The organism is Catenulispora sp. GAS73 (assembly GCF_041262085.1).
Classification (GTDB): Bacteria; Actinomycetota; Actinomycetes; order Streptomycetales; family Catenulisporaceae; genus Catenulispora.
The window spans coordinates 86,308-112,076 of the sequence record NZ_JBGCCM010000001.1 but is presented as its reverse complement, the minus strand read 5'-3'; the positions used below and the strand labels follow the sequence as shown (position 1 = coordinate 112,076).

Annotated in this window: 19 protein-coding genes; 7 read left to right on the top strand and 12 right to left on the bottom strand. The window is 70.9% G+C overall.

The features are described 5' to 3' along the window. Window positions 1–158 precede the first annotated feature (158 nt). Window positions 159–1,031 carry an alpha/beta fold hydrolase gene (locus tag ABH935_RS00440; protein ID WP_370375719.1) on the top strand — a complete coding sequence of 291 codons (873 nt, stop codon included), beginning with the start codon at window positions 159–161 and terminating at the stop codon, window positions 1,029–1,031. 45 nt (window positions 1,032–1,076) lie between these two features. Here ABH935_RS00440 and ABH935_RS00435 read toward each other — a convergent pair whose 3' ends face one another. Continuing rightward, entirely contained in the window at window positions 1,077–1,874 is a 798-nt protein-coding gene (locus ABH935_RS00435; protein WP_370375718.1) for a class I SAM-dependent methyltransferase, read from the bottom strand. A gap of 113 nt (window positions 1,875–1,987) precedes the next feature. Next, window positions 1,988–2,965: a GlxA family transcriptional regulator gene (locus tag ABH935_RS00430; RefSeq protein ID WP_370375717.1), complete on the bottom strand. Its 978-nt coding sequence runs from the start codon at window positions 2,963–2,965 to the stop codon at window positions 1,988–1,990. A 70-nt stretch (window positions 2,966–3,035) separates the two neighbouring features. Here ABH935_RS00430 and ABH935_RS00425 point away from each other — a divergent pair, with 70 nt between their 5' ends. After that, window positions 3,036–4,292: an MFS transporter gene (locus ABH935_RS00425; RefSeq protein ID WP_370375716.1), complete on the top strand. Its 1,257-nt coding sequence runs from the start codon at window positions 3,036–3,038 to the stop codon at window positions 4,290–4,292. Between the two features lie 386 nt (window positions 4,293–4,678). Here ABH935_RS00425 and ABH935_RS00420 read toward each other — a convergent pair whose 3' ends face one another. Next, the gene (locus ABH935_RS00420; RefSeq protein ID WP_370375715.1) at window positions 4,679–5,665 is read right to left on the bottom strand and encodes a winged helix-turn-helix domain-containing protein; all 987 of its coding nucleotides are present in this window, start codon (window positions 5,663–5,665) and stop codon (window positions 4,679–4,681) included. An 88-nt stretch (window positions 5,666–5,753) separates the two neighbouring features. Here ABH935_RS00420 and ABH935_RS00415 point away from each other — a divergent pair, with 88 nt between their 5' ends. Continuing rightward, complete coding sequence (locus ABH935_RS00415; protein WP_370375714.1) at window positions 5,754–7,037, top strand: MFS transporter; 1,284 nt, start codon at window positions 5,754–5,756, stop codon at window positions 7,035–7,037. Here the strand turns inward: ABH935_RS00415 and ABH935_RS00410 are convergent. From ABH935_RS00410 to ABH935_RS00390, 5 genes are all read right to left on the bottom strand, one after another. Then, window positions 6,991–9,009, bottom strand: a complete 2,019-nt coding sequence (locus ABH935_RS00410; protein WP_370375713.1) for an ABC transporter ATP-binding protein — start codon at window positions 9,007–9,009, stop codon at window positions 6,991–6,993. The genes ABH935_RS00415 and ABH935_RS00410 overlap by 47 nt on opposite strands. Before the next feature lie 115 nt (window positions 9,010–9,124). Then, entirely contained in the window at window positions 9,125–9,655 is a 531-nt protein-coding gene (locus tag ABH935_RS00405) for a hypothetical protein (RefSeq protein WP_370375712.1), read from the bottom strand. A gap of 140 nt (window positions 9,656–9,795) precedes the next feature. Continuing rightward, complete coding sequence (locus tag ABH935_RS00400) at window positions 9,796–10,413, bottom strand: hypothetical protein (protein WP_370375711.1); 618 nt, start codon at window positions 10,411–10,413, stop codon at window positions 9,796–9,798. Window positions 10,414–10,464: 51 nt separating this feature from the next. After that, complete coding sequence (locus ABH935_RS00395) at window positions 10,465–15,735, bottom strand: DUF6531 domain-containing protein (protein WP_370375710.1); 5,271 nt, start codon at window positions 15,733–15,735, stop codon at window positions 10,465–10,467. Window positions 15,736–16,378: 643 nt separating this feature from the next. Continuing rightward, the gene (locus tag ABH935_RS00390; protein WP_370375709.1) at window positions 16,379–17,104 is read right to left on the bottom strand and encodes a hypothetical protein; all 726 of its coding nucleotides are present in this window, start codon (window positions 17,102–17,104) and stop codon (window positions 16,379–16,381) included. Window positions 17,105–17,372: 268 nt separating this feature from the next. Between ABH935_RS00390 and ABH935_RS00385 the strand changes: the two genes are divergently transcribed. From ABH935_RS00385 to ABH935_RS00375, 3 genes are all read left to right on the top strand, one after another. Then, complete coding sequence (locus tag ABH935_RS00385) at window positions 17,373–17,789, top strand: transposase (protein WP_370375708.1); 417 nt, start codon at window positions 17,373–17,375, stop codon at window positions 17,787–17,789. A 56-nt stretch (window positions 17,790–17,845) separates the two neighbouring features. Continuing rightward, window positions 17,846–18,556: a transposase gene (locus ABH935_RS00380; protein WP_370375707.1), complete on the top strand. Its 711-nt coding sequence runs from the start codon at window positions 17,846–17,848 to the stop codon at window positions 18,554–18,556. Window positions 18,557–18,649: 93 nt separating this feature from the next. Then, window positions 18,650–19,585 carry a polysaccharide deacetylase family protein gene (locus tag ABH935_RS00375; protein WP_370375706.1) on the top strand — a complete coding sequence of 312 codons (936 nt, stop codon included), beginning with the start codon at window positions 18,650–18,652 and terminating at the stop codon, window positions 19,583–19,585. On the opposite strand, the gene ABH935_RS00370 is transcribed toward ABH935_RS00375, so the two are convergent. From ABH935_RS00370 to ABH935_RS00355, 4 genes are read right to left on the bottom strand one after another with little or no spacing between them, the layout of a single operon-like run. Then, on the bottom strand, window positions 19,529–21,097 hold the full coding sequence (locus tag ABH935_RS00370; RefSeq protein ID WP_370375705.1) for an aromatic amino acid lyase: 1,569 nt from the start codon (window positions 21,095–21,097) through the stop codon (window positions 19,529–19,531). The genes ABH935_RS00375 and ABH935_RS00370 overlap by 57 nt on opposite strands. 1 nt (window position 21,098) lies before the next feature. Continuing rightward, window positions 21,099–22,139: an ornithine cyclodeaminase family protein gene (locus tag ABH935_RS00365; RefSeq protein WP_370375704.1), complete on the bottom strand. Its 1,041-nt coding sequence runs from the start codon at window positions 22,137–22,139 to the stop codon at window positions 21,099–21,101. A gap of 13 nt (window positions 22,140–22,152) precedes the next feature. Next, on the bottom strand, window positions 22,153–23,103 hold the full coding sequence (locus tag ABH935_RS00360; protein ID WP_370375703.1) for a zinc-binding dehydrogenase: 951 nt from the start codon (window positions 23,101–23,103) through the stop codon (window positions 22,153–22,155). Between the two features lie 57 nt (window positions 23,104–23,160). Next, on the bottom strand, window positions 23,161–23,661 hold the full coding sequence (locus tag ABH935_RS00355) for an N-acetyltransferase family protein (protein ID WP_370375702.1): 501 nt from the start codon (window positions 23,659–23,661) through the stop codon (window positions 23,161–23,163). Between the two features lie 111 nt (window positions 23,662–23,772). Between ABH935_RS00355 and ABH935_RS00350 the strand changes: the two genes are divergently transcribed. Continuing rightward, window positions 23,773–25,683 carry a hypothetical protein gene (locus ABH935_RS00350; protein WP_370375701.1) on the top strand — a complete coding sequence of 637 codons (1,911 nt, stop codon included), beginning with the start codon at window positions 23,773–23,775 and terminating at the stop codon, window positions 25,681–25,683. The last annotated feature ends 86 nt before the right edge of the window (window positions 25,684–25,769 follow it).

The following is a 25,769-nucleotide window of genomic DNA, read 5'->3' as shown; positions in this document are numbered from 1 at the left end:
CGCGGTTCAGTAGCGACGGTTCAGTAGCGCTGGACGCGCTGGATGCCGCTGCGCTCCCGACTTCGGTTTCGTCGGGGCGCAGCGGTTCCTGTTCTCCGCTCGCTGGGGGTCCGAGTATCCCGGTTCCGTTGCCCGAAATCTGAGGTAGTTTCCTCAGCATGAACAATCTTCGCCTTGCTGACGGTCGGACCCTGGAGTACCTGGTGGCGGGCCCCGAGGACGGGACGCCGCTCGTCTTCCACCACGGCACACCGTTCGCGGCGATCGTGTTCGATCCGCTGGTCGAGGCCGCGGCCCGGCACGGTTTGCGGACCGTCGTCTACAGCCGCCCCGGGTACGCCGGTTCGTCGCCGCAGCCCGGCCGGACGGTCGCCTCGGCGGCCGAGGACACCGCCGCGCTGCTGGCCGAGCTGGGGGCCGAGCGGTTCGTGACCGTCGGCTGGTCCGGCGGCGGCCCGCACGCCTTGGCGTGCGCCGCCCTGCTGCCCGGGCGCTGCGTGGCGGCGGCGACGGTGGCCGGCGTCGCGCCGTACCGCGCCGAGGGGCTGGACTGGCTGGACGGGATGGGTACGGAGAACGTCGAGGAGTTCGCCGCGGCCACCGCCGGCGCGGAGCCGCTGACCGCCTACCTGAGCGAGCAGGCGGCCGGCCTGGCCCATGTGCAGGGGGCCCAGGTCGCGGCGGCCCTCGGCGACCTGATCACCGACGTCGATCGCAAGGCCCTGACCGACGCCTTCGCGGACTACGCGGCCGCGGCCTTCCGCAAGTCGGTCTCCGCAGGCGTCGCCGGCTGGCGCGACGACGACCTGGCCTTCATCGCCGACTGGGGCTTCGACCTGGCGGCCGTCCAGACCCCGGTCGCCATCTGGCAGGGCGCCGAGGACCGCATGGTCCCCTTCGCCCACGGCCGCTGGCTGGCGAGCCATGTTTCCGGCGCCGCCGAGCGGCTGCGGCCGGCAGAGGGGCACCTCTCGCTGGTGGTCGATCGGTTCGGGGATGTGGTGGGGGAGCTTGCTGCGCGGCTGGGGTGATGCTGGGCGCTGATGTGGGTCGCGGCGCAGCTACGTTCGTGAGTGTCAGTCGCCTGCGTCGCGCGCATCGCCTGCGTCGCGCGCATCGCCTGCGTCGCGCGCATCGCCTGCGTCGCGCGCATCGCCTGCGTCGCGCGCATCGCCTGCGTCGCCCGCATCGCCTGCACGCAGCACGGCGAGCCATTCGTGGCGTTCGGTCAGCAGACCCGCCCGCGAAGCAGCGTCGCCGCCGTCGCCGATCGGCGCGTCACCGACGTAAGCCGCGCTGAGCGTCAGCCCGGTGCCGGCCAGCAGCAACGCGAAATCGGCGGGCGTATAGCAGCGTCCCGTCTGCGTGTGGGCCTGCTCGGGGTGGTCCTGCTCCCACCAGGTGTCGATGTAGCGGCAGCCGATCGGGTCGAAGTCGAAGCGCTCGGTCAGCGCGTACCGGTACCCGTCCTGTGGCCGCGCCGCCTTGTGCTCGACCTCGCCGGCCCAGCGGGCCCACACCAGCGGGTTGGCGACGTCGATGAGCGCCACGCCGCCGGGGGCCAGCCACTCCTGCGCGATCCGCCGCAGCAGGACACGTTGGTCGGCGTCCGTCCCGATGCCGAACCCGTTCCAGTAGCAGACGACGTCGAACCGTCGGCGCGCGGCGAAGCGGTAGAAGTCCGCGTACGCGAAGCCCAGCGTGTCCGGCGCCGCCTCGTCCAGGTAACGCCGCGCGAACTGAAGGCGGTCGCTGATATCGACGCCGAGGACCTGAAAGCCGCTCCGCGCTGCGAGCGCCGCTGTGCTCCCGTAGCCGCAGCCGAGCTCAAGCATGGTCGTGGCCTCGGCCGTGGCTGCCTGTACCAGCGCCACGCGCTCGTGGTCCCGCTGTGTGACGCCTGATTCCGCGGGCCCCCACCAGCGCCCGGTGGTCGAGTAGAAGTCTCTGGACCAGTCCATTCCCGGGAGTGTGCCAGGGGACTGGATCACCCCGCATCCCCATTTGCTCCCGCGACCGCGCGGCTGAAAGCCCGGCGGTACGCGGTCGGCGTCGTGTTCAGCGCACGCCGGAAGTGCAGGCGCAGGTTGGCGGCCGAGCCCAGGCCGCAGTCGTGCGCGACCAGGTCGATGGAGTGGTCGGTGGTCTCCAGCAGTTCGCGGGCCAGGCTGAGGCGTGCGCCCACGAGCCACTGCAGCGGGGTCGTGCCCGTCTCCTCGACGAAGCGGCGCAGGAACGAGCGCTCGGACATGGCGGCGTGCCTCGCGAGACGGGTGACGCTCAGCGGCTCGTCGAGGTGCTCCAGGGCCCACGCTCGGGTGTCAGCCAGTCCCGTGTCGCCGGCGTCCGCGACGGGTGCGGGCACGTACTGCGCCTGGCCGCCCTCGCGGTGCGGAGCGGCGACCATGCGGCGCGCGATCTCGTTGGCCACGCCGGCGCCCAGATCCCGCCGCACGATGTGCAGGCACAGGTCGATGCCGCAGCACACTCCGGCCGAGGTGAGGATGTCGCCCTCGTCGACGTAGAGCACGTCGCGCTCTACGTGCACGGCCGGGTAGCGCTGCTCAAGCTCATCAGTGTGCTGCCAGTGCGTGGTGGCGTGGAGCCCGTCGAGAAGGCCGACCTCGGCCAGGGCGAACGCGCCGGTGCAGATCGACACCACCCGGCGGCCCCGGTCGCGTGCCGCGGCCAGCGCCTCGGCCACGGCCGGCGGCAACGGCTCGCGCGGCGCGCCGGGTTCCGGGTCGAAGCCCGGGACGATCACCGTGTCCGCCGCGTCCAGCACCTCCAGGCCTCCGGCGACCGCCACCGAGAGGCCGCCGGTCCCGGAGACGGAACTGGTCGGTCCGCAGACCGAGACCTGATAGGCGTTCTGCGCGCGCGAGCCGAAGACCTGGAGCGGGATGGCGAGGTCGAGCGGGGCCATCCCGTCCAGCGCCAGGACAGCGACTCGGTGGAGGATCATGGCGGTATTCTAACGAAGATAGGCACTTCTGCCACTCGTGACGATCTGCCGACGTCAGCAGGCTAGAAGCGTGACCTCTTCCATCGAACAGCGCGCCGAAAGCAGCACCCGGACCGGCGCCAGAGCCGGCACCAGAACCCCCACCGCCAGCCCCGCACACCGCCCCGGCATCGCCACCCTGATCCTGCTGGCCTCGATCGTCGTCTCGTTCCTCGCCGCCTCCAGCGCCCCGACCCCGCTCTACGCGACCTACGCGGCGGAATGGCACTTCTCGCCGATCACCACGACCATCGTCTTCGGCATCTACGCGATCGCCGTCCTCCTGTCCCTCCTGATCGCCGGCCGCCTGTCCGACCACACCGGCCGGCGCCCCGTCCTGCTCGCCGCACTCGTGCTGCAGGTCGCCGCGGCGCTCGTGCTGACCACGGCCGGAGGCGTCGGAACGCTGCTGCTCGGACGCGTCCTGCAGGGCATCGCCACCGGCGGCGCCATCGGCGCGCTGGGAGCGGCGATGCTCGACGTCGACCGCGGCCGCGGCACCCTCGCCAACGCCGCCGCGCCCGGCATCGGCACCGGGGTCGGCGCGCTGCTGTCCGGGTGGCTCGTCCAGTACGCGCCGGCGCCGACGCACCTGGTGTACCTGGTGCTCATCGCCGTGTCCGTCGTCCAGGGCGTCGCCGTGATCCGCATGCCGGAGACCGTGAGCCGCAAGCCCGGAGCACGCGCGGCGCTCCGCCCGGAACTGGCCGTGCCCTCCGGGCTGCGCGGCCCCCTGCTCGCGGCGGCGCCGATCCTGTTCGCCGTCTGGGCGCTGGCCGGCTTCTACGGATCGCTTGGCCCGGCGCTCGCCCGACACCTGTCCGGCTCCACATCGACGGTCGTGGCCGGCCTCGGCCTCTTCCTGCTGGCCGTGACCGGGTCGCTGTCCGCGCTCGTCCTCGACCGCACCCCGCCGCGCCGGGTCATGGTGCTGGGCATCGTGGTGCTCGCGGCTTCCGCGGTGGCCACGCTGGTCGCGATCAGCAGCGGCTCGACGCTCGGCTTCTTCGCCAGCACGCTGGTCGCCGGCCTCGGCTTCGGCGCGGGCTTCCAGGGCGGCATCCGCACGGTCGTCCTGCGCGCGGCGCCGCACGAGCGATCCGGCGTGCTGTCCGTCCTCTACATCATCTGCTACCTCGGGATGGCAGTACCCTCAGTCATCGCCGGGGTGCTGGTCGTCCACGGCGGAGGGCTCATCGACACCGCCCGCGGCTACACCGTGTTCATCCTGGTGCTCTCGGCGGCAGCGCTGGCCGGATTGCTGATGACGGACAAAAAGGCTCCCTGAACTGGCCTCTCACCTGGTTGCTTTCCAAAGGGAAGCTGCCGAACGCGGCGCGCGCGTCACGCCGTTCCTGGTCGAGCCGGACGGCGGCGGGCTGACCATCGAGGCCCGGCGCTGACTGCCTGAGGCACGACCGCACAGCCCGGCGCCTGGGGAGCGGGCATCAGGCTGACCATCGAAGCTCACGCCCTGACAGCCTGCCGCACAGCCGGGCGCCGAGAACTGCGGAACCTCGCCGGAGGCGCCGGGGAGCGTGGGCATCAGCCCGACTATCGAAGCTCGCCGCTGACGGCCTGCCGCACTGCCGCGCCGCCGCCGTGCCGCCGCGCTGCCGCCGTGCCGCCGGGGAAGCACCAGGGAAGCGCCGGCATCAGCCTGATGACCGGCGCTCAGCCGTTCGTCGCGGCGACCAAAGCGTCCCCGACCGGGGTCCGCGCGTACAGCACGACCCGGCCGTCGCGGGCCCGCTGCACGAGGCCGGCGCGCCGGAGCACTGCCAGGTGGTCGCCGACGGCGCCGGTCGTCATGCGCAGCGAGCGCGCCAGGTGCGTGGTGCCGGCCGGGCTCTCCAGGGCGGCGAGGATGAGTGCGCGGCTGCGGCCCAGTAGGTCCGTCAGGGCGCCGGGGGCCTGTGATTCGGGGGTCTCCCAGAGTGCTGCGATGCCTCGGGCCGGGTAGATCAGGGTCTTGGGCCAGTCGCCGGAGGTGTGGGCGGCGGCGTGCGGCCAGATGTAGGCCGAGGGCACCAGTAGCAGGCCGCTTCCGTCGAGCGGGATCACCTGTTGCTCCGCCGAGATGCCGGACACCTCGATGCCGTCGTCGTGCCAGCGCAGGGCGGTGTGCAGGTCCGCGATGGCCGCGCTCCATCCGGCGCGGCCCAGGACGCCCGCGCGGTGCACGACGTCGCGCTCGCAGATCGCCCGCAGGTGCAGCCAGTCCGGTGCCAGCAGTACGCGCCAGGCCCGGTCCAGCGCCTCGGCCAGGCGCGCGACCACGTCGGGGGCGTCGAGCGCGCGCATCACCGCATCGGCGGCGGGTGCGGGTTGTGCGGCCAGGCAGTAGGCGATCTCGGCGCGCGCCTGCGGCAGCGGCGTCGCCCGGATCACGGCGAGGTCGTCCTCCCAGGTCTGGGCCAGTCCGGCCGGAGGGGGCGCGACGAAGTCCGCACCGATCCGCTCGGACTGTAGGGCCAGGACCATGTCGAGGTCGGTCTCGCGGCGCAGGCTCTCGAAGGCCGAGCGCAATCGGGACGCAGACGACGTCGGCAGCCTTCCGCCGCGTGCGAGCAGGCGCAGCAGCGAATCGAGCTCGAACACCGGGGAGATCGCGAAGCGGCTGTGGAGCAGGTCCTCGGTGCCGACCTCGAAGCGGATCACAGGCACCAGGCTACGTCTCAGGGCCGCGTGTTTACGTCCAGGGACGAATCTCTCGCTCCCGGACCCGGTGCCGGGCCAGTCTGCCGACATGGAAGCCGCCACAGCCCCAGCTGCAACTACAACCACCGTCGCCCCGACCCCCGCGACGCACCGCACCACCTACCGCGAAGTCCTGGCCCAGCCGCAGTTCCGGCTCCTGTTCTCGACCCGTGTGCTGGGCATCAGCGCCGAGACGCTGCGCATCACCACGCTGTCCGTCCTGATCTTCCGAGCCTCGCACTCCCCGTTGCTGAGCGCGCTGGCCTTCGGCGTCGGCTTCCTCCCGCAGCTCCCGGGCTCGATGCTGCTCGGCGCCCTGGCCGACCGGCTCCGCCCCCGACCGCTGCTCACCGTCGGGTTCCTCCTCCAGTGCGCTGCGGCGGCGGTCCTGGGGCTGCTGCGGATGCCGACGGCGGCGGCGCTCGGGGTGGTCGCGGCCGTCGCCGTCCTGACGCCGGTGTTCGGCGGCGCGACGAGCCGCCTGGCCTCCGACCTGCTGACCGGAGACGCCTACGTCCTGGGCCGCTCGCTGATGAACATGGCGTCCTCGGGCGCGCAGCTGGTCGCCCTGGCCGTGGGCGGCGCGGTCATCGCGGCGTTGGGTACCGGGCAAGCGCTGGTGGTGGCCGCGGTCCTGAACGCCTGCTGCGCGGCGGCTATCTGGCTCCGCCTGTCCGACCTGCCGGCCCCGGGCAGCCCGCCCGGCGCGGTGCTGTCGGCCAGCTGGTCCGGCGCCGGGCGGCTGATGCGCGACCGGACGGTGCGTCGGCTGTCGCTGGCCCAGTGGCTGCCGTGCGGCTTCGTCGCCGGAGCCGAGAGCCTGGTCGTGTCCTACGCGGGCCAGCGGGGCTTCTCGGTAGGGACCTACGGCCTGCTGATGGCGTGCGGCCCCACCGGGATGCTGCTCGGCGACCTCGTCGTCGGACGCCTGCTGCGCCCGAGCGTGCGCGAGGCCCTGGTCGTGCCGCTGGTCGTCGTGATGGGCCTGCCGCTGCTCGGCCTCGCCGCTGATCCGTCCGCGGCTGTCTGTGCTCTGCTTCTCCTCGCTTCGTCGACAGGCTTCTCCTACGCGATCGGCCTGCAACGGCCCTTCTTGGAGGCGCTGCCGGCCGGCAGTCAGGGCCAGGCTTTCGGGCTGCTGAGCTCCGGGCTCATGACGCTGCAAGGGCTCGGGCCGGTGCTGGTCGGCGCGGTCGCGAGCCTGGCCGGCACCGGTCGGGCCATGGCTGTCGCCGGGGGAGCGACGGTGCTCACCGCGGGGTGGATGGCCGGCTGGCGGCGTTCTTCTAGCCGGCCGTCGCGGCCTTCCCGGACTCTCCGGCGCGGCTGGTGAAGGAGTTCTGCTGGAGCAGGTAGCTGTCGCGATACCAGCCGCCCGCCGGATCGGCCATGAGTTCGGTGTGGGTGCCGTGCGCGGAGATGCGGCCGTGTTCCAGCACGTAGATGTGGTCGGCGCAGGCTTGGACGGCGTTCAGGCGGTGGGTGACCATGACGATGGTGCCGCCGTAGGAGCGGAGCCGGTTGTAGAAGTCGATCTCGGCCGCGGCGTCGAGGTTGGAGGTCGGTTCGTCGGCGATGACCAGGACGCCTTGGCGGTAGAAGCCGCGCGCGAGGTTGATGCGCTGGTGTTGGCCGCCGGAGACGTTCGTGCCCCAGGACAGGGAGCGGTCCATCAGGGTGGCGTAGCCGTTGGGCAGGGCGCTGATGAACTCGTGGGCGCCGGAGGCTTCGGCCGCGGACTCGATGGCGGCCTGGTCGTCGGTGCGGGTCCAGTCGCCGACGCGGATGTTCTCCCGGGCCGTGAACGGGAAGCGCGCGCCGTCCTGGCCGATGTAGGCGATGCGCTGGCGGAGCTGGTTCGGGTCCATCTCCGCGGTGTCCAGGCCGTCCCAGCGGATCGTGCCGGCGTCCGGGAGGTAGCCGCGGCCCAGCAGCTTGGCCAGCGTGGTCTTGGCCGCGCCGTTCTCCCCGACCAGAGCGACGACTTGACCCCGGGCAATGGTCAGCGAGGCGTTGCTCAGCGCGGGTTTCTCGGCTCCTTCGTAGCTGAAGGTCACATCCTCGACCGTGATGGTCTTGAAGTCCTCGGGGACCGCGACGGCGCCGGTCGCGGGCAGGAGCGTCTCGGCCTTCCGGCAGAACTTCACGTAGCCGTCGAAGTACAGGCCCTCGGCGAACAGGGAGTTGACGCTCGTGATCATCTGCATCAGGGAGGCCTGGGCCCGGCCGATGGCGATGACGGCGGTTCCGCCGGCGGCCAGCGGGATCTCGCTCTTCCACAGCAGCAGCCCCAGCACGGTGTACACCGCCGCCACCGCGATGCCGGCGACGGTGTCGCCGAGGATCTGGGACATCGTCTCGGCGCGTTGCAGAGCGATGTTCTCCGCCAGGATGCGCCGGGAGATGTGCCGGTAGCGGCCGGTCAGGTAGGGCGACATGCTCAGCGCGCGGACCTCGGCGGCCTGGCTGATGGACTGGCCGATGTAGGCGATCTGGTTGACGCGGCGGCGTCCCTCGGCCTGGCGGACGAACACCTTGTAGTCCATGCGCGCCACCCGGACCGCGGCCCACCAGCGCGGCACGATCGTGACCAGGATCAGCGGCAGCAGCAGCGGGTTCACGAACGCCACCACCAGGATCGCCGACCCGACGGTGGCCAGCGCGGCCAGGATCCGCACGGTGGCCTGCAACATGAAGTGCGGGGAGACCGCGCCACGCTCGGCCGCGTTCTCCTCGTCGAACCAGCCCGCCTGGTCGAAGGCCACCAGCTCCACCCCGGTACACAGCTCCTGGATCCGCGCCAGCGCCGCGGAGTCCATCGCCGGACTCAGTTGCGACTGCATCAGGGAACTGATGTTGGAGGCGAGCGCGGTGGCGGCGGTGAAGGCGGCGATGAGGATCAACGACGGCAGTGCCGAGGCGATCCGATCCGGCGTCGGACGACCGGTGAACAACGCCGCCAGCACCCCGGTGGTCGCCAGCAGCCCCAAGGCCTGGAACACCCCGGAGAACACCTGCAGCACCAGCAGGGTGACCACGCGCCATCGCGACACCTCGGCCGCGGTGCGCAGCGTCAGCCGCAACAGCTCCGGCATCCGGCGCGCGTTGCTCCAGAAGCTGGCCGCCGCGACCTCGGCGTAGCCGCGCGTCCAGGTCGCGACGTAGGGGTCGGCGGCGAGATCGTCGATCTCATAGCGGGGGACCGCGTCCGGGGAGAACAGGGCTTTGATACGGCCGAGGCGGGACGTCGGCTGGTCTCCGGGCGGGGTGGCGTCGGCGGGGGCTTCCTCTGCTGCGATCGACATGGCGGCTCCGGGCACACGTGGATGGAGGCAGACTCTAACGGTGAGTACTGACGGAGCGTGATGCTTGGAGCGCGCTGCGGCAACCGCATTTCGCCGATCGGGAGAGCGCCGACGCCTACGCCGCGAACTCCAGCGGTTCCGCCGCCTGCACGTCGAACAGCCGCACGACCCGCGCCACCTCATTCAGCAGAGCCTGATCCAGTTCCGGAGCAGGCCCCTGATCCAGTGCCTCATCCCTTCCCGGAGATCGTCGGGCCACGGTGACACGCTCCCCGCCGGCGGCTTCCCCGTGCTTCGGCAGGACCACGTCGACCACCGCCTCGGAGCCGGTCGCAGCATGCCGCAGCACCATCCGGTGATGAAGCTCCCCGACGACGCGAAGCTCCACCGGCCGCCACGCCTCGCCGAACAGCGACGAGTACGCCGCGGCGGCACGCATCGCGTAGGAGCTCTCCGCGACCGACGGATGGCAGACCTCGTAGAACTCCTCGGACCCGCGGACGAGCCACCACGAGCCGTATCCGGCATCGTTGAGCTCGTCGACGGAAAAGGTGTAGGACACGGTCCTGCCGTGCTCGACGGTGAACCCCAGCTCCAGCGAGGAGACCTCGCTGGAGCTGATGGACGTCAGGTGCGCGGAGCTCACTGGCGGAAGGTCACCTGCCCGGCGTCTCAGTTGAGCGGCCAAGGGCCTCGAACTCCTCATATCGCATCAGAAAGAACCCAGCCCCGCCCACACCACCTCCCGATCCCCGGCTGAGCACCACCTCCGCCCGAAGCCGCCGATCACTCCTGCGGAGGCGTCCCGATGCTCACGCCGCCGTTGCAGCTCGCGGCGACCCGCCGGCTGAGGTACGCGCGCCGCTCCGGGTCGTCGCACCGCTCGACAGCGCTCCGGCAGGCCTCCTGGTAGCGGGGCAGCACGTCCAGCCACTCCGTGTAGGGCCGGACGCTGTCCTGCGCCGGTTCCCCGCGCCGCAGGTCGTCGGCGCTGCGGTAGTGCAGGCCCGGCTGGGCCGTGTACCACGCCGCGACGGCCCCGAGCTGCTCGATGAAGGTGCCGCGCGCCAGGCGCTCGATGATTCCCTCGTGGACCGGCCGGTGTCCGACGGCCGCGATGATCGGCAGGATCAGGAACTCGTTGAAGCTCGCGTTCAGGTCGTGGACGACCGCGTCCAGCAGCCCGGGCAGGTGCGCCCGGGCCTGCGCCGGATGCTCGCGCACGTGGGAGCCCAGCGCCGACCTCTTGGCGTTGGTCCGCCAGCGCGACATGGACTCGGGCCGGTTGAAGGCGTGAGCGGGCGGCTGTTCGGGCAGGTGCCACTCGGGACGGAGGACGGCGAGCATCCCGTCCAGGTGGTCCTCGAACTCGTCGTACCACTGCGGAACGTATCCGGTTCCCATGTCACCTCCCGTTACCGCTTCCGCTCACGCCTACCGACGACCCGCTACGCATCATCCCCCAGGAGTGGTCCAGTCGGTGTACACCGTCTTGAACGTGATCCCGGCCCTTTTGAACGCGGCGAGCACCGCGTCGATGCTCGCGGGGGTCGGATGGAAGTGGCCGCTCCGAAGATTGATCCACTCGCCGACGTAGCCCTTGTCCGTCTTGACGATGAGCGCCTGTCCCGCGCCGTTCAGAAGGTCCTGGCTCTCCGGCACGTCCCCGTTGAGCGCGCCGTGGCTCAGCGCCGTCGAGTCGTCGCCCGGGACGGCGTACCTCGGCAGCGTGACCAGGTCGCCGTTCAGCTTCAGACCGTAGATCACCTGTCCACTGTCGTGGGCGAGCTGGCTGTCGAACGCGGACGAACCCACCAGCGCCGGAGAGAATCCGGACGCCTCCTGGTCCTCCAGGTCCAGGTCCTTCATGTCGTATTCCAGGTTCGGGTACGGCGGCCCGTCCTCACCGCTCGCCGCTGCGAACCGCGAGGCGGCCCCGCCGCCTCCGCCGCCCGCCTCCGCGGCGTCCGCCGCCGCCGCGTCGCGTTCCCAGCCGGTGAGGCCGCTGATGCCGTCGACGGCGATCTGTCCCGCGAGCTGATCCGCGGCCGCGCTGTAGAGGTCGGCGAGCTGCGGGCAGCCTTCCTGCCGGAGCAGGTCGGCGATGTGGTAGAGCCGGTAGGCCGGGCGGATGGGGACGTAGGTGTCGAAGAAGTTGCCCCAGCCGCCGTTCTGGCCGGTGGCGGCGTCGTAGACGTCGCCGACGAACTTGAAGGGGGCCTTGACGCCGGTGACGAAGCCGCTGGAGAACTGGTCCCACGCGTTGCCCAGCCAGTCGAAGATGTCCTTGCCGGTGGGGTCGGTCAGGTAGGTGGGCCCGTCGGCGACGTAGGCGTAGGCGGAGACGTACGGGTCGCCGGTTCCGGGGGAGTGCGGGTCGCGGCTGGTGAACCGGCCGGTGGCCACGTCCACGACGCGGGCCCGCAGGTCGACCTTGCCGCTGATGCTCTGGTCGTTCAGGCCGCCGGTGAAGCCGAACGGCTGCGTGGGCGGCGTGGTGACCAGACCCTTGGCCGACTGCGCGCCGAAGGCGTCGTAGGTGTACGCGACCTGGTCGACCCCGGTCCCGGACAACAGGTCGGTGACCGAGCCGAGGTAGTCGTGGGTGTCGTAGAAGGCGCCGGCGGTGGTGTGCTCGGAGGCGATGGTGCCCAGCGGGTCGTAGTGGTAGTCCCCGGTCAGCGCCCCGCCGGCGGCGGTCATGGTGGCCAGCTGCGGCACCGCGTTGTTCGAGTCCCACACCTCGACCCGGTTCGTGCTGGTGCCGAAGTTGGTCTTCACCCGGTTGCCGGCGGCGTCGTAGGTGAAGGTCTTGGCGTATCCGCCGATGGTGCCGCCGGAGAGCTCGCCGGCGGCGTTGTAGGTGAAGGTGTCGCTCCCGGCGGAGGTCTGGTTCCCGTCGGCGTCGTACGTGTACGAGGTCGTGGTCGTGCCGGCGACGGACGAGGTGAGCTCGTCCGCGGCGTTGTACGCGTACGTCGTCGTGGTCCCGCCGGCGACCTTCGTCTGCCGGTTGCCGACCTTGTCGTAGGTGTAGGAGGTGACCGTGGACCCGGCCGGGCAGCCGGTCGTCGTCGACGCGGTGGTGCAGGCGCTGGTCAGGCGGCCGGCGGCGTCGTAGCCGTAGGTGAGCGTCGAGGCCGCGCCGCTGTGTACGACCGCGACGGACGTCGGCCGGCCGTCCTTGTCCAGCGTCAGGTTCCAGGACCCCAGCGTGGATGTGCTCGTGGCGTCCTTGGCGGCGGTCAGGCGCCCGGCCGCGTCGAACGTCCGGGTCTCGGTGTAGCCGACGGTCGAGGGCAGAGCAGCCGAGGTCAGGTGCCCGGCGGCGTCATAGCCGTAGGTGGTCGTGGCGGCGTCGGCGGTCTGCGTCGCCTGCAGGTTGTCGGCGTTGTAGGTGGCGGTGGCCTTCTCGCCGTCCGGGTAGGTGCGCGAGGTGACGTTGCCGGCGTTGTCGTAGGTGTAGGAGAACCCTGCCTCCGGCGAGGTGCCGGTGACCCCGGTGAGTCGGCTGGCGTTGTCGTAGGCCAGGGTCCGGCTGCCGGTGGAGTCGGTGATGCCGGTCAGCCGGCCGTCCTTGTCGAAGGTCTGCGCGACCGTCGGGGTGCCGTCGGAGTAGGCGGTGTTGGTGAGCAGGCCGCGGCCGTCGTAGCTGCGGGTGGTGGTCTGGCCGCGGGCGTCGGTGACGACGGTCGCGTGGCCGTCGGCGTCGTAGGTGTAGCCGACCGTGTGGTTCAGCGGGTCGGTGACGCCGGTGGTCCGGTGCGCGGCGTCGTAGGCGTACGTGGTGACGTGGGTGTTCGCGTCGGTCCGGGTGGTCAGGTTGCCGACCGTGTCGTAGCCGTACGCGGTCGCGCCGCCGTCGGGCGCGGTGACGCCGGTCAGCCGGCTGCCCGCGTCGTAGCCGAACGAGGTGACGGCGCCCATCGGGTCGGTCGTCGAGGTCTGCCGGTTGTCGCCGTCGTAGACCGCCGACCGGACGCCGCCGAGCGGATCGGTCACCGTGCTGAGGTTCCCGGCCGCGTCGTAGGCGTAGGTGGTGGTGTAGGCCGCGGGGTTGCCGCCGGTGACGGTGCCGCGCGGATCGACGACCGTGGCCATCCGCTCGTCGGCGTCGTAGGTCCACTTCGTCGTCTCACCGGCCGCCGTGGTCTGCGAGACGCGGTTGCCGTCGGCGTCGTAGGCGGAGGTGGTGGTGTTGCCGTCGCGGTCGACGCTGGTCAGCACATGCCCCAGCGCGTCATAGGTGGCGGTGGCGGCGTGCCCGAGCGGATCGGTGGTGGAGGTGACCTCGGCGGTCGCGTCGTAGGCGGTCGTCGTCACCAGGCCCAGCGCGTCGGTGACGGTGACCGGCCGGTTGATCGCGTCGTAGGCGATCGTGGTCACCGCGCCGGTCGGATCGGTGACGGTGGTTTGGTTGTTGTCGGCGTCGTAGCCGAAGGTCGTGGTGTAAGCGGCGGCGTTGGCGCCCGTGACGTTGCCGCGCGCCGACACCGAGGTGAGCTTGCGGTTGGCCTTGTCGTAGGTGCTGCTGGTCTTGTCACCCAGGGGGTCGGTGGCGGACAGCAGGTTGCCGTTGAGGTCGTAGGCCTTGGTGACGGACTTGCCGGTGGCGTCGGTGACGCTGGTGACCCGGCCGTCGGCGTCGTAGGCGGTGGTGGAGGTGTGGCCCAGCGGATCGGTCACAGTGGTCTGCTGGGCGTCGGCGTCGTAGCCGAAGGTGGTGGTGTTGCCTGCCGGGTCCTTGGCCGTGGCGAGCAGATCCGCCGGGTTGTAGGTGTACGTGGTCGTATACGCGGCCGCGTTGGCGCCGGTCAGGTTGCCGCGCGGATCGGTCTTGGTCAGTACGCGCCCGGAGCCGTCGTAGGTGAAGGTGGTCTTCTCCCCGGCCGGGGTGGTCACCGAGGTGCGGTTGCCTGCGGCGTCGTAGCCGTAGGTCGTGGTGTCCCCGCGCGGCGTGGTGGTCGTGGCCAGCTCGCCGAGGGAGGTGTAGGTCCGGCCGGCCACGCCGCCCTTGGGGTCGGTGGTGGAGGACAGCCGGCCCAGGGAGTCGTAGGTGTAGCTGGTCTTGTGGTTGTTGCCGTCGGTGTGCGAGGTGATGTTCGCGGCGGCGTCGTAGGTCCAGGACTCGGCGTAGTTCAGCGGGGACGGCGCGGTCCGGGTGAGCATGTTGCCGGCCGTGTCGTAGGTCATCGACGTGGTGTTGCCGAGCCGGTCGGTGATCCCGATCTGATTCAGGGCCTTGTCATAGGTGTAGGACACCGAGTTGCCGAACGGGTCGATGCTCTGCGTCAGCACGTTGTTGGCGTAGATGTCGGTCCAGACCCCGCCGTTCGGGTCGGTCATGTCCGACTCCTGCGTCGCCGGCTTCCACACGAACGTGGTCTTGGCCCCGACCCCGTCGGTCTGGCTGCTGACACGGCCAGTGGTGGCGTCGTAGGTGTTGGTGACCACCGTGTGCCCGAGAGCGTCCTTGACCGTCAGCAGACGGTTGCTGCCGTCGTAGGTGTAGGCGGTGACCCCGCCCCGCACATCGGTCACGCCGGTCAGGTCGGTGCCGGTGTAGGCGTAGGACACCGAGCGTCCGTCCGGCAACGCCGCCTTGGTCAGCAAACCGGTGCTGCCGACGGTGAGCGTCACCACCCGCCCGGCGGCGTCGGTCACCGTGGCCAGGTGCCCGGAGGCGTCGTAGGCCTCTGTCAGGCCGTGGCCGGAGGCGTCCAGGATCCCGGTCAGCCGGCCGGTGCTGTTGAACGTGCGGCTGGTGTGATCCAAAGCGGAGACCGTGAAGCCCGAGCCGGTCTTCACCAGGCTCAGGTGCACCCCGGCCGGTGGACTGTAGGTGCCGGCAGGGTTCTGCGTGAACACGATCTGCGAGCCGTCGCTGTCGGACAGGGTCTCGGTGCCGGTCCCGGCCGCCAAAGACGCGTCGAACTGCGTCGACCAGCCGGTGCCCAGCAACCCGGTCGCGGTGCGATCCGAGCGGTAGTTCCGGGTCAGCGCGAACGGCGTGCCCGCCCCGGTCAGCTTCACATCAGTGGCCTGCTGGTAGTACGCGCCGGTGGCGGTGTTCACCGGGTCGGCCTTGCTGTTCTGCGCGTAGCAGGTGCAGATCCCGGTCTCGGCGCCGGGGATGTTCGGGGTGTAGAAGACGGTGACGTTGTTGGAGTACGTGCCGTTCGGGCTGAAGTCACCGGAGGTGGACTCGAACAGCACCTGCGCGAAGTAGACCTGGCCGTCCTTCAACGGACCGCCCGGAGCGTTCCCCAACGACCAGAAACACCAGTCCTGCGGATACTTCGACGGCGGCCACCAGCCGTAGCAGTACCCGCCCGAGGGCTGCCCGTTGTAGGTGGTGGGATCGACGTTGGCCGGGATCTCCTGGCTGTAGACCAGCGTCCCGGTCGAGTCGTACACCAGCACCGCGAACTCCTGCAGACTGGCCGCGGTGGTACCGGCCGGGATGTGCGTGTCCACGTCCAGCGTGATCTCGCCCGGATACACCAACGACGCGCCGACCACCTCGTCCGGATCCGGCGGCACCACGTTCGGCGACACCACCCCGGCGGCCACATGCCGCGGCAGTGAAGGCCGCGCGATCCCCGGCTTGGAATGCACCGGCGGCGTCGGATGCGCCGCGAACGCCTTGTCCCGCTGGGCCGCCTGCACCGGCGTCAGCCCGCCGAGCTGCTTGCTGACCTGCGCCTGCCGCTGCGCCAACGTCATCGGCACCGGAGGCGGTGGCGCAGGCGCACCGGGCTTGGCCTGATGACTCGCTTGGCTCGTCGAACCAGAGGTTCCCGAATGCCCGCCGGCCGCAGGACCGGCCAACGCGGCGGGCGCCTGAACCCCGACGAGAATCAGTACAGACGACAGAAAAGGCACGATCCATCGAGAGATCACGGCACGCACGCGAACACCCCGTCCGATGTGAATACGAGCACTGTTTTACGCGATGGCACGTTAGAGGCCGGATCGGAAGCCCGCAACGGGATACTCGCCGTGTGAGCGGGTTTCCAAGAGCCTGCGACGGTCGGGCTTCGAGCCTTGATGCTTCGGGGGCATGTGGGGTTTCGGCGCGAAGACTTTTGAATTTGCCGAGTCTTTTGAAACGGTCGCCGGTACCCTCGGCTTTCGACGTTTTCGCAGGGGTGATGTGGTCAGATCCGCCAGATCCAGTCCTGCTTGGACCCAGGCGTGCTGGACGAAGCGGGTTTCGGTGTAGGCGGCCTACCAACGGTGAGCCGGAGAAATCAGGCAGCGACGATCACGCGGCGGAGCTTGGCGGCCTACGGCGTCCCCCGGGCGGCGGCATCGCCGGGACGGTTGTCCGGTGTCCCGCGTAGATTACATTTGGCGAGGGCAGCGGTTAGACGGTGCTGGGTCCGAGCGAGGGCATCGAGACCGACAGAACGGCGGCGAGGAACGACGCGGTGCGCTGGTCGTTCTGCCCGATCGTCAGCTTGAGGTCGAGGAGTCGTAGGGGTAGTTGCTGCTCGTAGACAATGCCGTCAACGGCGTACATGACAGAGCTGTGCGCCTGGATTTGATCGGCGGTGAACTGCTTGATCGCGTCGCGGACGACCGGGTCGAACGTCACGTCGACGAGCCATGCGCCGTTGTCGTTCACGGCACGTGCCGCCAGGATGCTCGGATGGGTGAAGCGCGCCACGTCGGTTCGGGCCTCACCCCAGGACGGGCTTCGCTTCATGAACCTGACATCCATGCAGAGGAAGGCGGGTGCGGCAGGGTTGGGTTCCCAACGCGCCTGTTGCTGGCACTGCGCGATCGGCGGGCCTTGGACGCGCGGGTCGTAGGCCACGTAATCCAGCGTCGGCCGGATCTGCATCTCGCCAGCGGTGGCGGTGAGGTCAAGCAGTCGTTGCCGGTCCGAGTTGCGCACCTTGACGCGGACGCCGTCGGGGATGTCGGTGACCGTGACCCCGGACAGCCCCGCGATGGCGACACGCTGCCGTACCGCGTCGGCGAGGGGTCCCGGTGACGTCGCCCTCGGGCCCGGCCGCAGGATCAGCGTCACCGTGTCGTCGCTGAGGGCCCTCCACGTGGTCAGCGCCGCGACCGCGGCCGCTGCCAAGGCGGCCGAAGCCCACCATCGCCGAGTCCTCATATCCCCCGCCTCTTTCGCCGATCCTGGTCAGCAAGTATCGGGGAGCGGGGAGATCTCGGCTAGATGCTTGGTGCGGCACCAGTTATGACGCTCGCTAGAGATCGCGACTTTGATGTTCTGGCCAGGTTGTGGGCTTCGCCGTGTCGAGTGGTTTGCAGTGAAGAGGGCTGACTTGCCCGGGCAGCGAAAGAAGCATCGGAGGTATTCACACCGCCTCCGGGGAGGGGGTCCTCCGATGCTTCCTGATTCGACGGTACCGCCATCGCTGATGGCGCTGCTGGAGAAGATGGGCACGTTCACCGCTCCGAGTCTGCGGACGTTCGCCCTGCTGGTGACCGGGCTGGTCGCGGCGACCGGTAAGCGTACGGTGACTGGGATGCTGACCGCGGCCGGGCTGTCCCGTGCCTGGTCGCACGACCGTGCGCACGCGTTCTTCTCCCGTGCGTCCTGGAACCCCGAGATCCTGGGGCTGGTGCTGTCCCACCTGATCGCAAGGACACTGCTGTCCGAGGCAGCCGTGATGACGGTGGCGGTGGACGACACGCTGGCGCGGCTAAGGGTCCCAAACCGGTCGGGCGCGGGACCTGCTTCGTCGTTGTCGGCATCATTGTGGAGCTGCCGTTCTGTACCCGACCGGTGTGCCTGCCGGTGATGGCCCGGCTGTGGCGACCTGAGACTGGCCCATCCAAGGTCGAGATGGCCGCCTCCATGATCCGTCTGTTGGCCGTGTGCCACCACCAGCGGACGCTGCACGTCGTGGCCGACGCCGCCTACCACGGCAAAGCCCTGCGAAAACTGCGCGGCAACGTCATCGTCACCACCCGTCTGCCGGCCAATGCGGTGCTGTACGACCTCGCGCCGCCGCGCACCGGCCGCCGCGGCCGCACCGACGCCGTGTACCTGGCCGAGATCAGCTGCCTATGGTACGGGTCCTTCCACACCCGGACCGTGCGCGTGATCCTGCTGCGCGACGCTAGCACCGAGTCCGGCTACGACCTCGCCCTGGTCACCACCGACCTACACAGCAGCCCGGCAGCGCTGATCGGCCGGTACGCCTGGCGCTGGTCCATCGAGGTCACCTTCGCCGAGGCCCGCGACCTGCTCGGCGTCGGCCAGGCCCGCAACCGCACCGAGAACGCGATACGCCGCACCGTCCCGTTCAGCTTGTACTGCTACACGATCACCGTGATCTGGTACACGCTGCACGGCCACCACCCCAACGACGCCGCCGAGCGGCGTCACCGTGCGCCCTGGTACACCACCAAGACCGAGCCCGCGTTCTCCGACATGCTTGCCAAGCTACGCCGCGTCATCGTCACCGCCCGATTTTTCCCCATCACCGCAGGCAGACCGACTGACGACGATATCCGGACGGTCCAGCAAGCCTGGGCCTCAGCCAGCCTCGACCCGGTGGCCTGACCCTGACAGAACGTCGAAAGTCGCCGGCACCGAACTTCCCGAGAAAGTTGTCATCGAACTCAACCCGGCGTGGGGTCGGCGCGTCCCATTGGCATGAACGTTTCGGGTCGTGATCCTCTCCAGCTCCCCGGCGACGCCCGGCTTCCGATCGGGGGCGGTATGTCCCGGCGGTTGTTGTTGGGCTTCGGCGGAGTGATGGTGCTGGGCGGATGCGCCTCCAAGGGAGCCACGTCGGCGGCCACGGGCCTGGCCGGTGCCACGAATCCGGGCGGCTCCACGACGCCCGGCGCTGGCACCCCGACCGGGTCCAGCAGCCCGTCCGGCAGCGCCCCGACGTCCCGTCTGAGCACCGGCGGCGCGCCGTTCCCGGGCCAGAGCCCCAGCGGCTCCGACACCTCCAGCAGTGCGTCCGGCACCCACACCGGCGACGCGCCGCCGGTGGCGGGCCATCCGCAGTTCTATGTGCACGAGGGCGACAAGGCGATAGCCCTGACCATCGACGACGGCCCCAGCTCGAAGTACACCCCGCAGGTGTTGGAGTTGCTGGCGCAGTACAAGATCCCGGCGACCTTCTGCATGATCGGTGAGAGTGCCGAGAAGCACGCCTCGCTGGTGGCCGAAGTCAGCGCCGCGGGTCACCTGGTGGCGAACCACACCTGGACCCACCCGAACCTGTCCAAGATGACAGCCGCGCACGTGACCGCCGAGATAGAGCGCACCAACGACGCGATCACCAAGGGCGGCGCCAAGCAGCCGGTCCTGTTCCGCGCCCCCGGCGGCAACTGGTCACCGACGGTGTTCCAGGTCTGCGCCAAGCTCGGCCTGCGGCCCCTGGACTGGTCCGTCGATCCGCGCGACTGGTCCCGCCCCGGCACCGACCACATCGTGTCGACCGTCATGGGCCACACCAAGACCGGCTCGATCATCCTGGAACACGACGGCGGCGGCGACCGCTCCCAAACAGTCACCGCGCTACAGAGGTTCCTGCCGCAGCTCCTCGAAGCCGGCTACCGCTTCGTCCAGCCCTGATAAGCCCGGCCAGCCACGCGCCAGCAGCTCCACCAACCTGGTGACGTCCGGCCCGAAGAACCGGTCCTCGGTCCCGGACGGCAGCACGGCCGCCGCCTCGTCCAGCGCCCCGGCCAGCCGGCCCGCGTCGTGCGGGAGCCGGGCACCCAGGGCCCGGGCTTGATGCAACGCCAGTACCTCGCACGCCAGCACGTCGCGCAGGCCCTCGCTCGCCAGGCGGCAGTCCTCCGCGGCCTCGACCGAGAACGTCTGCGCGTCCTCCTGGCCCGCCGACGTCTCCATCGTGCCGATGGTCGAGGGCACGGCGAGGCGGCGCAGCGCGTGGACCACGCCGACCGCCCGCTTGTGTACCGGCGACAGCCCGGTGTGCGGGCCGGGGTCGGGGGAGAGCTGCGCGTTCAGGCCGCTCGTCTTGGGATCGAGCATCCGGTGCAGCCGGGTCGCCCCGAGCTCCGCGGCCCCGATCACGGCCACCGTCAGGATGTGCAGGTGCGCCGCGAGGTCGTAGCCGTGAAAGCCCGCCGTGCCCAGGAATCGGCCGCTGCCGTCCTCCTGCTCCACATACGCCGGGGAGTCGGTGATGCCCTCCAGCGCGCGCAGAACGGCCGCGTCCAGCATCGTTACCGCGCGGTCCAGGTGAGCCAGCACCTGCGCGGAGACCCGGAACGACACCGGCGGTTGGAGAGCACGCGGTGCCGCCTGGGTACCGGCCAGCGCGAACAGCTCGGCGCTCACCCGCTCCAGCACCTCGTCTCCCCGCGCCAACACGGGGTCGATCGCGTCGTACGCCGCGCCGGTCACCGCGAACTCCGCCGCCACGATCGCCAAGCTCTGACGCAGCAGCGCGCGGGCATCCTCGGCACGCAGGATCGCCAACGCCGTCGTCACCGGCACGCCCTGAATCAGCGCCACACCCTCCTTCGGGCCCAGCCGCAGCGGCGCGAGACCGGCAGCCGCGAGCGCCGTCTCGGCCGGGACCGGCTCCATGGCGGCTGCCCCGAGGCGAGGATCGGGCAGGACCAGGCCCCGGCCGCTGATCGGCGCGGCCAAGTGCGCCAACGCCAGGATCTCGCCGGCGCTGCCCAGGCCGCTGCGCGGAATCGCCGGAAGGACATCGTGCGCGACCATCGCGGCGAGCTGCTCACACAGGGCTGCGCTGACGCCGCTGTCGTTGTTGAGGAACGTCCGCAGCCGCACCGCGAGGACCGCTCGCGTCTCCTCCCGCGTCAGCCACGGAGCGCCGCCCGCAGACCGCGCGAGCATCAACGCCTCCTGATGCCGCGCCTGCTCCGCCTCGCCGAGCCGGCGCTCGCTGAGCGCTCCCATGCCGGTGTTGACGCCGTACACGGGGTCCCCGGACTCCAGCGCGTGCCTGACTTGCGCTCGGCGCGCTGCGATCCGGTCGGTCAGCTCCGCGGACAGCTCCGGGACGGCGCCTGCGCGGGCGATCCGCAGGACCTCAGGTGCTCCGAGGTCGGCGGCCGAGGCGATACTGAGGCGGTGGCGCGTCATGTCAGCGATACCGCAGCATCGTGCCGATGTCAGCCTGCTGAGCCCGTTCCAGAATCAGCTGGCCGACCGCGACGTCGAGAATGGACAGCCCGCGGTGCCACAACAAGATCCGCTCCTCCGGGTTCTCTCGCCCGGGCTTCTGGCCCGAGACCACCGCGCCGAGCTCGGCGTAAAGCGTCTGCTCGGACAGCTTGCCGGTGTCCACGTGATGCCGCAGCGCACCGAACCGGCCGGACTGGGCCTCGCGCCAGTCGTCGACGACGACCTTGTCCATGACGTCGAGCAGGTCCTCGGACACGGCGCTGACCGTCCCGTACGGCACGACGAACGTCCCCCGCTTCACCAGCCCCGGATGCAGCAGCGGCGACGGCTCGGTGAGCCGCGTGGCCTCGACCAGGATGTCCGCGCCGTCGAACGCCTCGGCGGCGCTGTCGACGACGCGCACCGGTGTGTCGGTGGCCGCGCGCAGCTGGTCGGCGAAGGCCTCGCGCGACTCGGGACGCCGGCTCGTCACCCGGATCTCGTCCAGGTCGAACAGCGAGTCGAGCATGCTGACGTTGGAGAACGCGGTGCCGCGCGCGCCGACGTGGCCGAGCACCCGGGCGTCGGGGCGGGCCAGGTGCCGCGCGCCGACCGCGGTCATGGCGCCGGTGCGGGCCTCGGTGATGAAGGTGGCGTCGATGATGGCGCGCGGGATGCCGTTGGTGGGGTCGTAGAGGGTGAGCAGCGCCAGTTCGCTGGGCAGCCCGAGCTGGAAGTTCGGTACGAAGTCGCCGACCACCTTCACGCCGCTGACGCCGTGGTCGCCGAGGGTGGAGACGTGGCCGCGCAGGACGTTGAAGTGGCCGACGCCGCCGTTGTTGGGGACGAGGTGCGTGCGCGGCTCGAACACGGTCTCGCCGCGGCCGTGCGCGGCGACGACGTTCTCGACGGCGTCGATGATCTCCGCCTGGCCGATGCCCAGTTCCTCGACGTCCGGGCCGGACAGGAACCGGAGCCAGATGCCTTCTTTGCCGTCGTGCTGGGCCTGATGAGGGTGCATAGGTGATCCCGTCCTACCGAACGCTGGTGGGTTTGCTGGCCAGGGTCAGCACCGCCTTGCCGCGGAACGCCCGGGCGGCCATCTGCTCGAACACTTCGGGGGTGCGCTCCCAGTCCAGGACCAGGCCGATCCGCGGGGTCGTCAGGCGGCCGTCGGCGACCAGGGCCGCCAGGATCGCCAGGTCCTCGCCCTTGGTCTGTTCGGGGTGCGGGCTGATGAAGCCGACGATGTGCGCGTTCCAGCCCTGTGCGTAGAAGTCGGCGATGCTGATCTCGGTGGTGCGCCGTCCCGGGTTGCCGTACCAGGCCACGTACCCGCCGGGGACCACGTGCCGGACCGCCGCGGCCAGGACGTCGCCGCCGACTCCTTCCAGTACCAGGTGGAACGGTCCGAGGGTGGCGTCGTCCAGCGACGTCACGACCCGGTGCGCACCCAGCGCCCGCGCGTCCTCGATCCGTTCCGGGCCGCTGACCAGCGCGGTCACCGTCGCGCCGGCGGCCACCGCCAGCTGCACCGCGAACTGCCCGACCCCGCCGGTGGCACCGGTGACCAGCACCTGCCGGCCCAGCACCGCGCCGCCGACCCGCAGCGCCCGCAGCGCGGTGAGCCCGGCGATGGGCAGCGCGGCGGCCTGCTCGAAGGACACCGCGTCGTCGAGCTCGGCGACGCAGTGGGTCGGCACCGCGACGCGCTCGGCCCAGCCTTCCTGGTCCAGGTAGCAGGCCACCCGGGCACCGGGCGCCGGACCGCTGCCGTCGGCGGCCGCCCGGACCACGACCCCGGCGGCGTCCTGGCCGGGGCGCCAGCCGTCCGGCCGGCGGGCGATCAAGGTGGTCTCGTCGTTGTTCACCGCGTACGCGCGCACCTCCACCAAAGCTTCGTTCGGCTTCGGCGTCGGTTCGGGCAGATCAACGCTCAGACGTAGCCCGGCACGGCCGGTCGGGTCGGTGATGAATCCCCTCATGCCGCTTGATTCGATCACACTCCGGCGCGGGTGCGAAAGATCGTCTCGCGGCGGGTGTCAGGAGCAGGCCCGCTGATATTCCACCTGTTCCAGCGGACTCCCGTCGCCGAAGTCGTGCGTGGTCACGGCGCCGGTCTCGGCGAACCCGGACTTGCTGTAGAACCGGCGGGACTGCGGAGTGTCCCGCAAGGTCCACAGATGGACGTGGGTGAATCCGCGTTCGCGCAGGTGGTGCAAGGTGTGGGTCATCAGTTCGGCGGCCACGCCGGTGCCCCAGCCGTCCGGGTGGCTGTAGAAGCTGAAGATCTCCGCGAATCCCGGCCGGGTCGGCGACGGTACGGAGTACGAGAGGGCGAGTGGTCGGCCGTCGACGGATGCGACCAGCAACGTGCCGTGCTCGTCGGTGATCCGGTCGTGCCAGCGCTCCAGCCGGTCCTCGACGCCTCGTTCGGCGAACTCGGGATCGAAGAAGGGGGCGTAGGCGACCGCCCAGGAGGCGGAGTGAATCCGCCCGAGCGCGTCCCCGTCCGCCGGGACGGCCAACCGGACCTCGATCATCCGGCCATGTTAGCCGTCCCCCGCAACCGGCCGTTGACTCAATGGACTCGTACTCGATATATATCGAGCATCGAGCTATCGAGATGGGCTCGGACACGGGGAGGCTTCCGCATGCAGACATTGCTGGCGTACGCGTTCGACGAGGGGGCGAGGGCGGCTGAGGAGGCCGGCGCGGGCTTGAAGCGCGTCGCAGAGCACTACGATCCGCTGTGGCCGGCTCCGGTGCGGCGCCGTGGTCGCGCCGGCGGCCGCACCGGCCTCTACGTCTTCGACGAGGCCGAGTCGCGGTGGCGGTGGCCGTCCTGGGCCGAGCGCGCCGACCTGTGCGCCGCGACGTTGTATCTGCCGCTCGGCTACGAGCGCGTCGTCGGTGACCTGGAGCCCTCGGAGGCCGCGTTGCCGCTGGCTGCCGCGTTGGGCGCCCGGCCTGCCGCAGTGCTGGAGCTGACGCCGCCCTTCGTCGTCGCGGCGCTCGATCCGGTCAGCGGTGAGCTGTCGGTGCACACTGACGCCGTCGGTGTGGGGCGGTTGTTCGAGCTGCGGTTCCCCGGCGGTTGGGTGTGGTCGAACCGCCCGGCGGCCGCGGTGCGGTTCGCCGGGGTGCACGCCGAGCCGGATCGCGCGGGCTGGCGCACGTTCGCCGCCTCCGGCTGGTTCATGGGGGACAGCACGCCGTTCGACGAGGTGACCGCCGTGCCCGGCGGCGCCGTGGTCCGCTACCGGCCCGACGCCGGAGGCCGGCAGGTCACGCGGCTGGACGCGGTCGCGGCGTGGGCGGAGGCCGGTCGCGGCGACGCGCTGCGGCCGGACCGGGTCGAGGCGGCCGCCGAGGCGCTGCGCGGGTTCGGGCGCTCGCTGCGGCGGATGCATGACGGCGGCGTCAGCATCGGGCTGTCGGGAGGCCGTGACTCGCGGCTGGTCGCCGCCGCGATGCTGGCTGCCGGCGTGGACGTCCGGCTGCAGACCAACGGCGCCGAGCCGGGGGAGGCAGACGTCGCAGAGCACTTGGTCTCCTTGCTGCCGGCGGAGATGCGGCCGGAGCACATCGTGAACCGGCCGCAGCTCGGGGCCGCCGGTCAGGTGCACGTGGTGGCCGACGAGGCCGAACTCGTCCCCAACGTGCTGCGCTGGCATCGGGCGCAGGACGGTTTGCGGCCCGCGACGTCGCTGGCCACTGGCGCGCCCTCGGGTTTGACGCGTGCCGACTACATCGCGGTCAGCGGTGCCGCCGGGGAGATCGCCCGCGGCTACTTCTATCCGCCGGACCATCAGGAGATCGCCGCGCTGCCGACCGCGCAGCGGCTGGATGCGTACGCTGCCAAGCTCTCCAAACGGATCCTGCGCCGACCCGGGATATCGGCGGGGGCGTTGCAGACCTCTGAGTCAGCGGTCCGCGCGGATCTGTTGGCCGCCATGTCCGCCGGGATTGCCGACGCGCGCATGCTCGACTACTTCTACGCCGCCGAACGGACCCGGAAGTGGGGCACGGTACCGGAACGTATCGGCACCGTCGTCCCGCTGCTGGTCCCGGAGTTCGTCCAGGCCGGCTTCGGCCTGACCGCCGCGCAACGCCGGCAGGACGCGCTGCACACCACGCTCATCGCGCAGCTGGTGCCGCAGTGGGCGAATCAGCCCTTTTACCAACCGCCGCCCGGCGTGGTCGAGGCACCCTTGCGGCCGCGGCTCGGCCGCGCGCCGGATCGGGACCGCGTCGGCCGGATCCTGGCCGCGGGTGGCGCCTGGACCGACGCCTACGACCAGGCTGCGGTGCTGTCGACCTGGCGGGCGATGCTCGACGGGAGCGGCGACCACAACGACGAGCAGCTCATCCAGCGCGCGCTGTGGGCGGCGGTGTTCGAGGACTACATCGCCGAGATCAACGGCACGACCCGGCCGGGGCCGCAGACATCGGTTGACTTGCCACTGGCGGCCCCGAAACGGCCCTTCGCGCCGGTGGTCACAGCGCGGCGGGTGTCTTCGCGTTGGCTGCGGAAGGCGTCGATCCGGGTCGCACCGAAATAGCGACTCGTGCCGAACCGTCAGGGTATTGCGAGGGTCTCGATCGGCACAGCACTACCGGCGCCCGCACGCGGCGGACGCCGGTCATG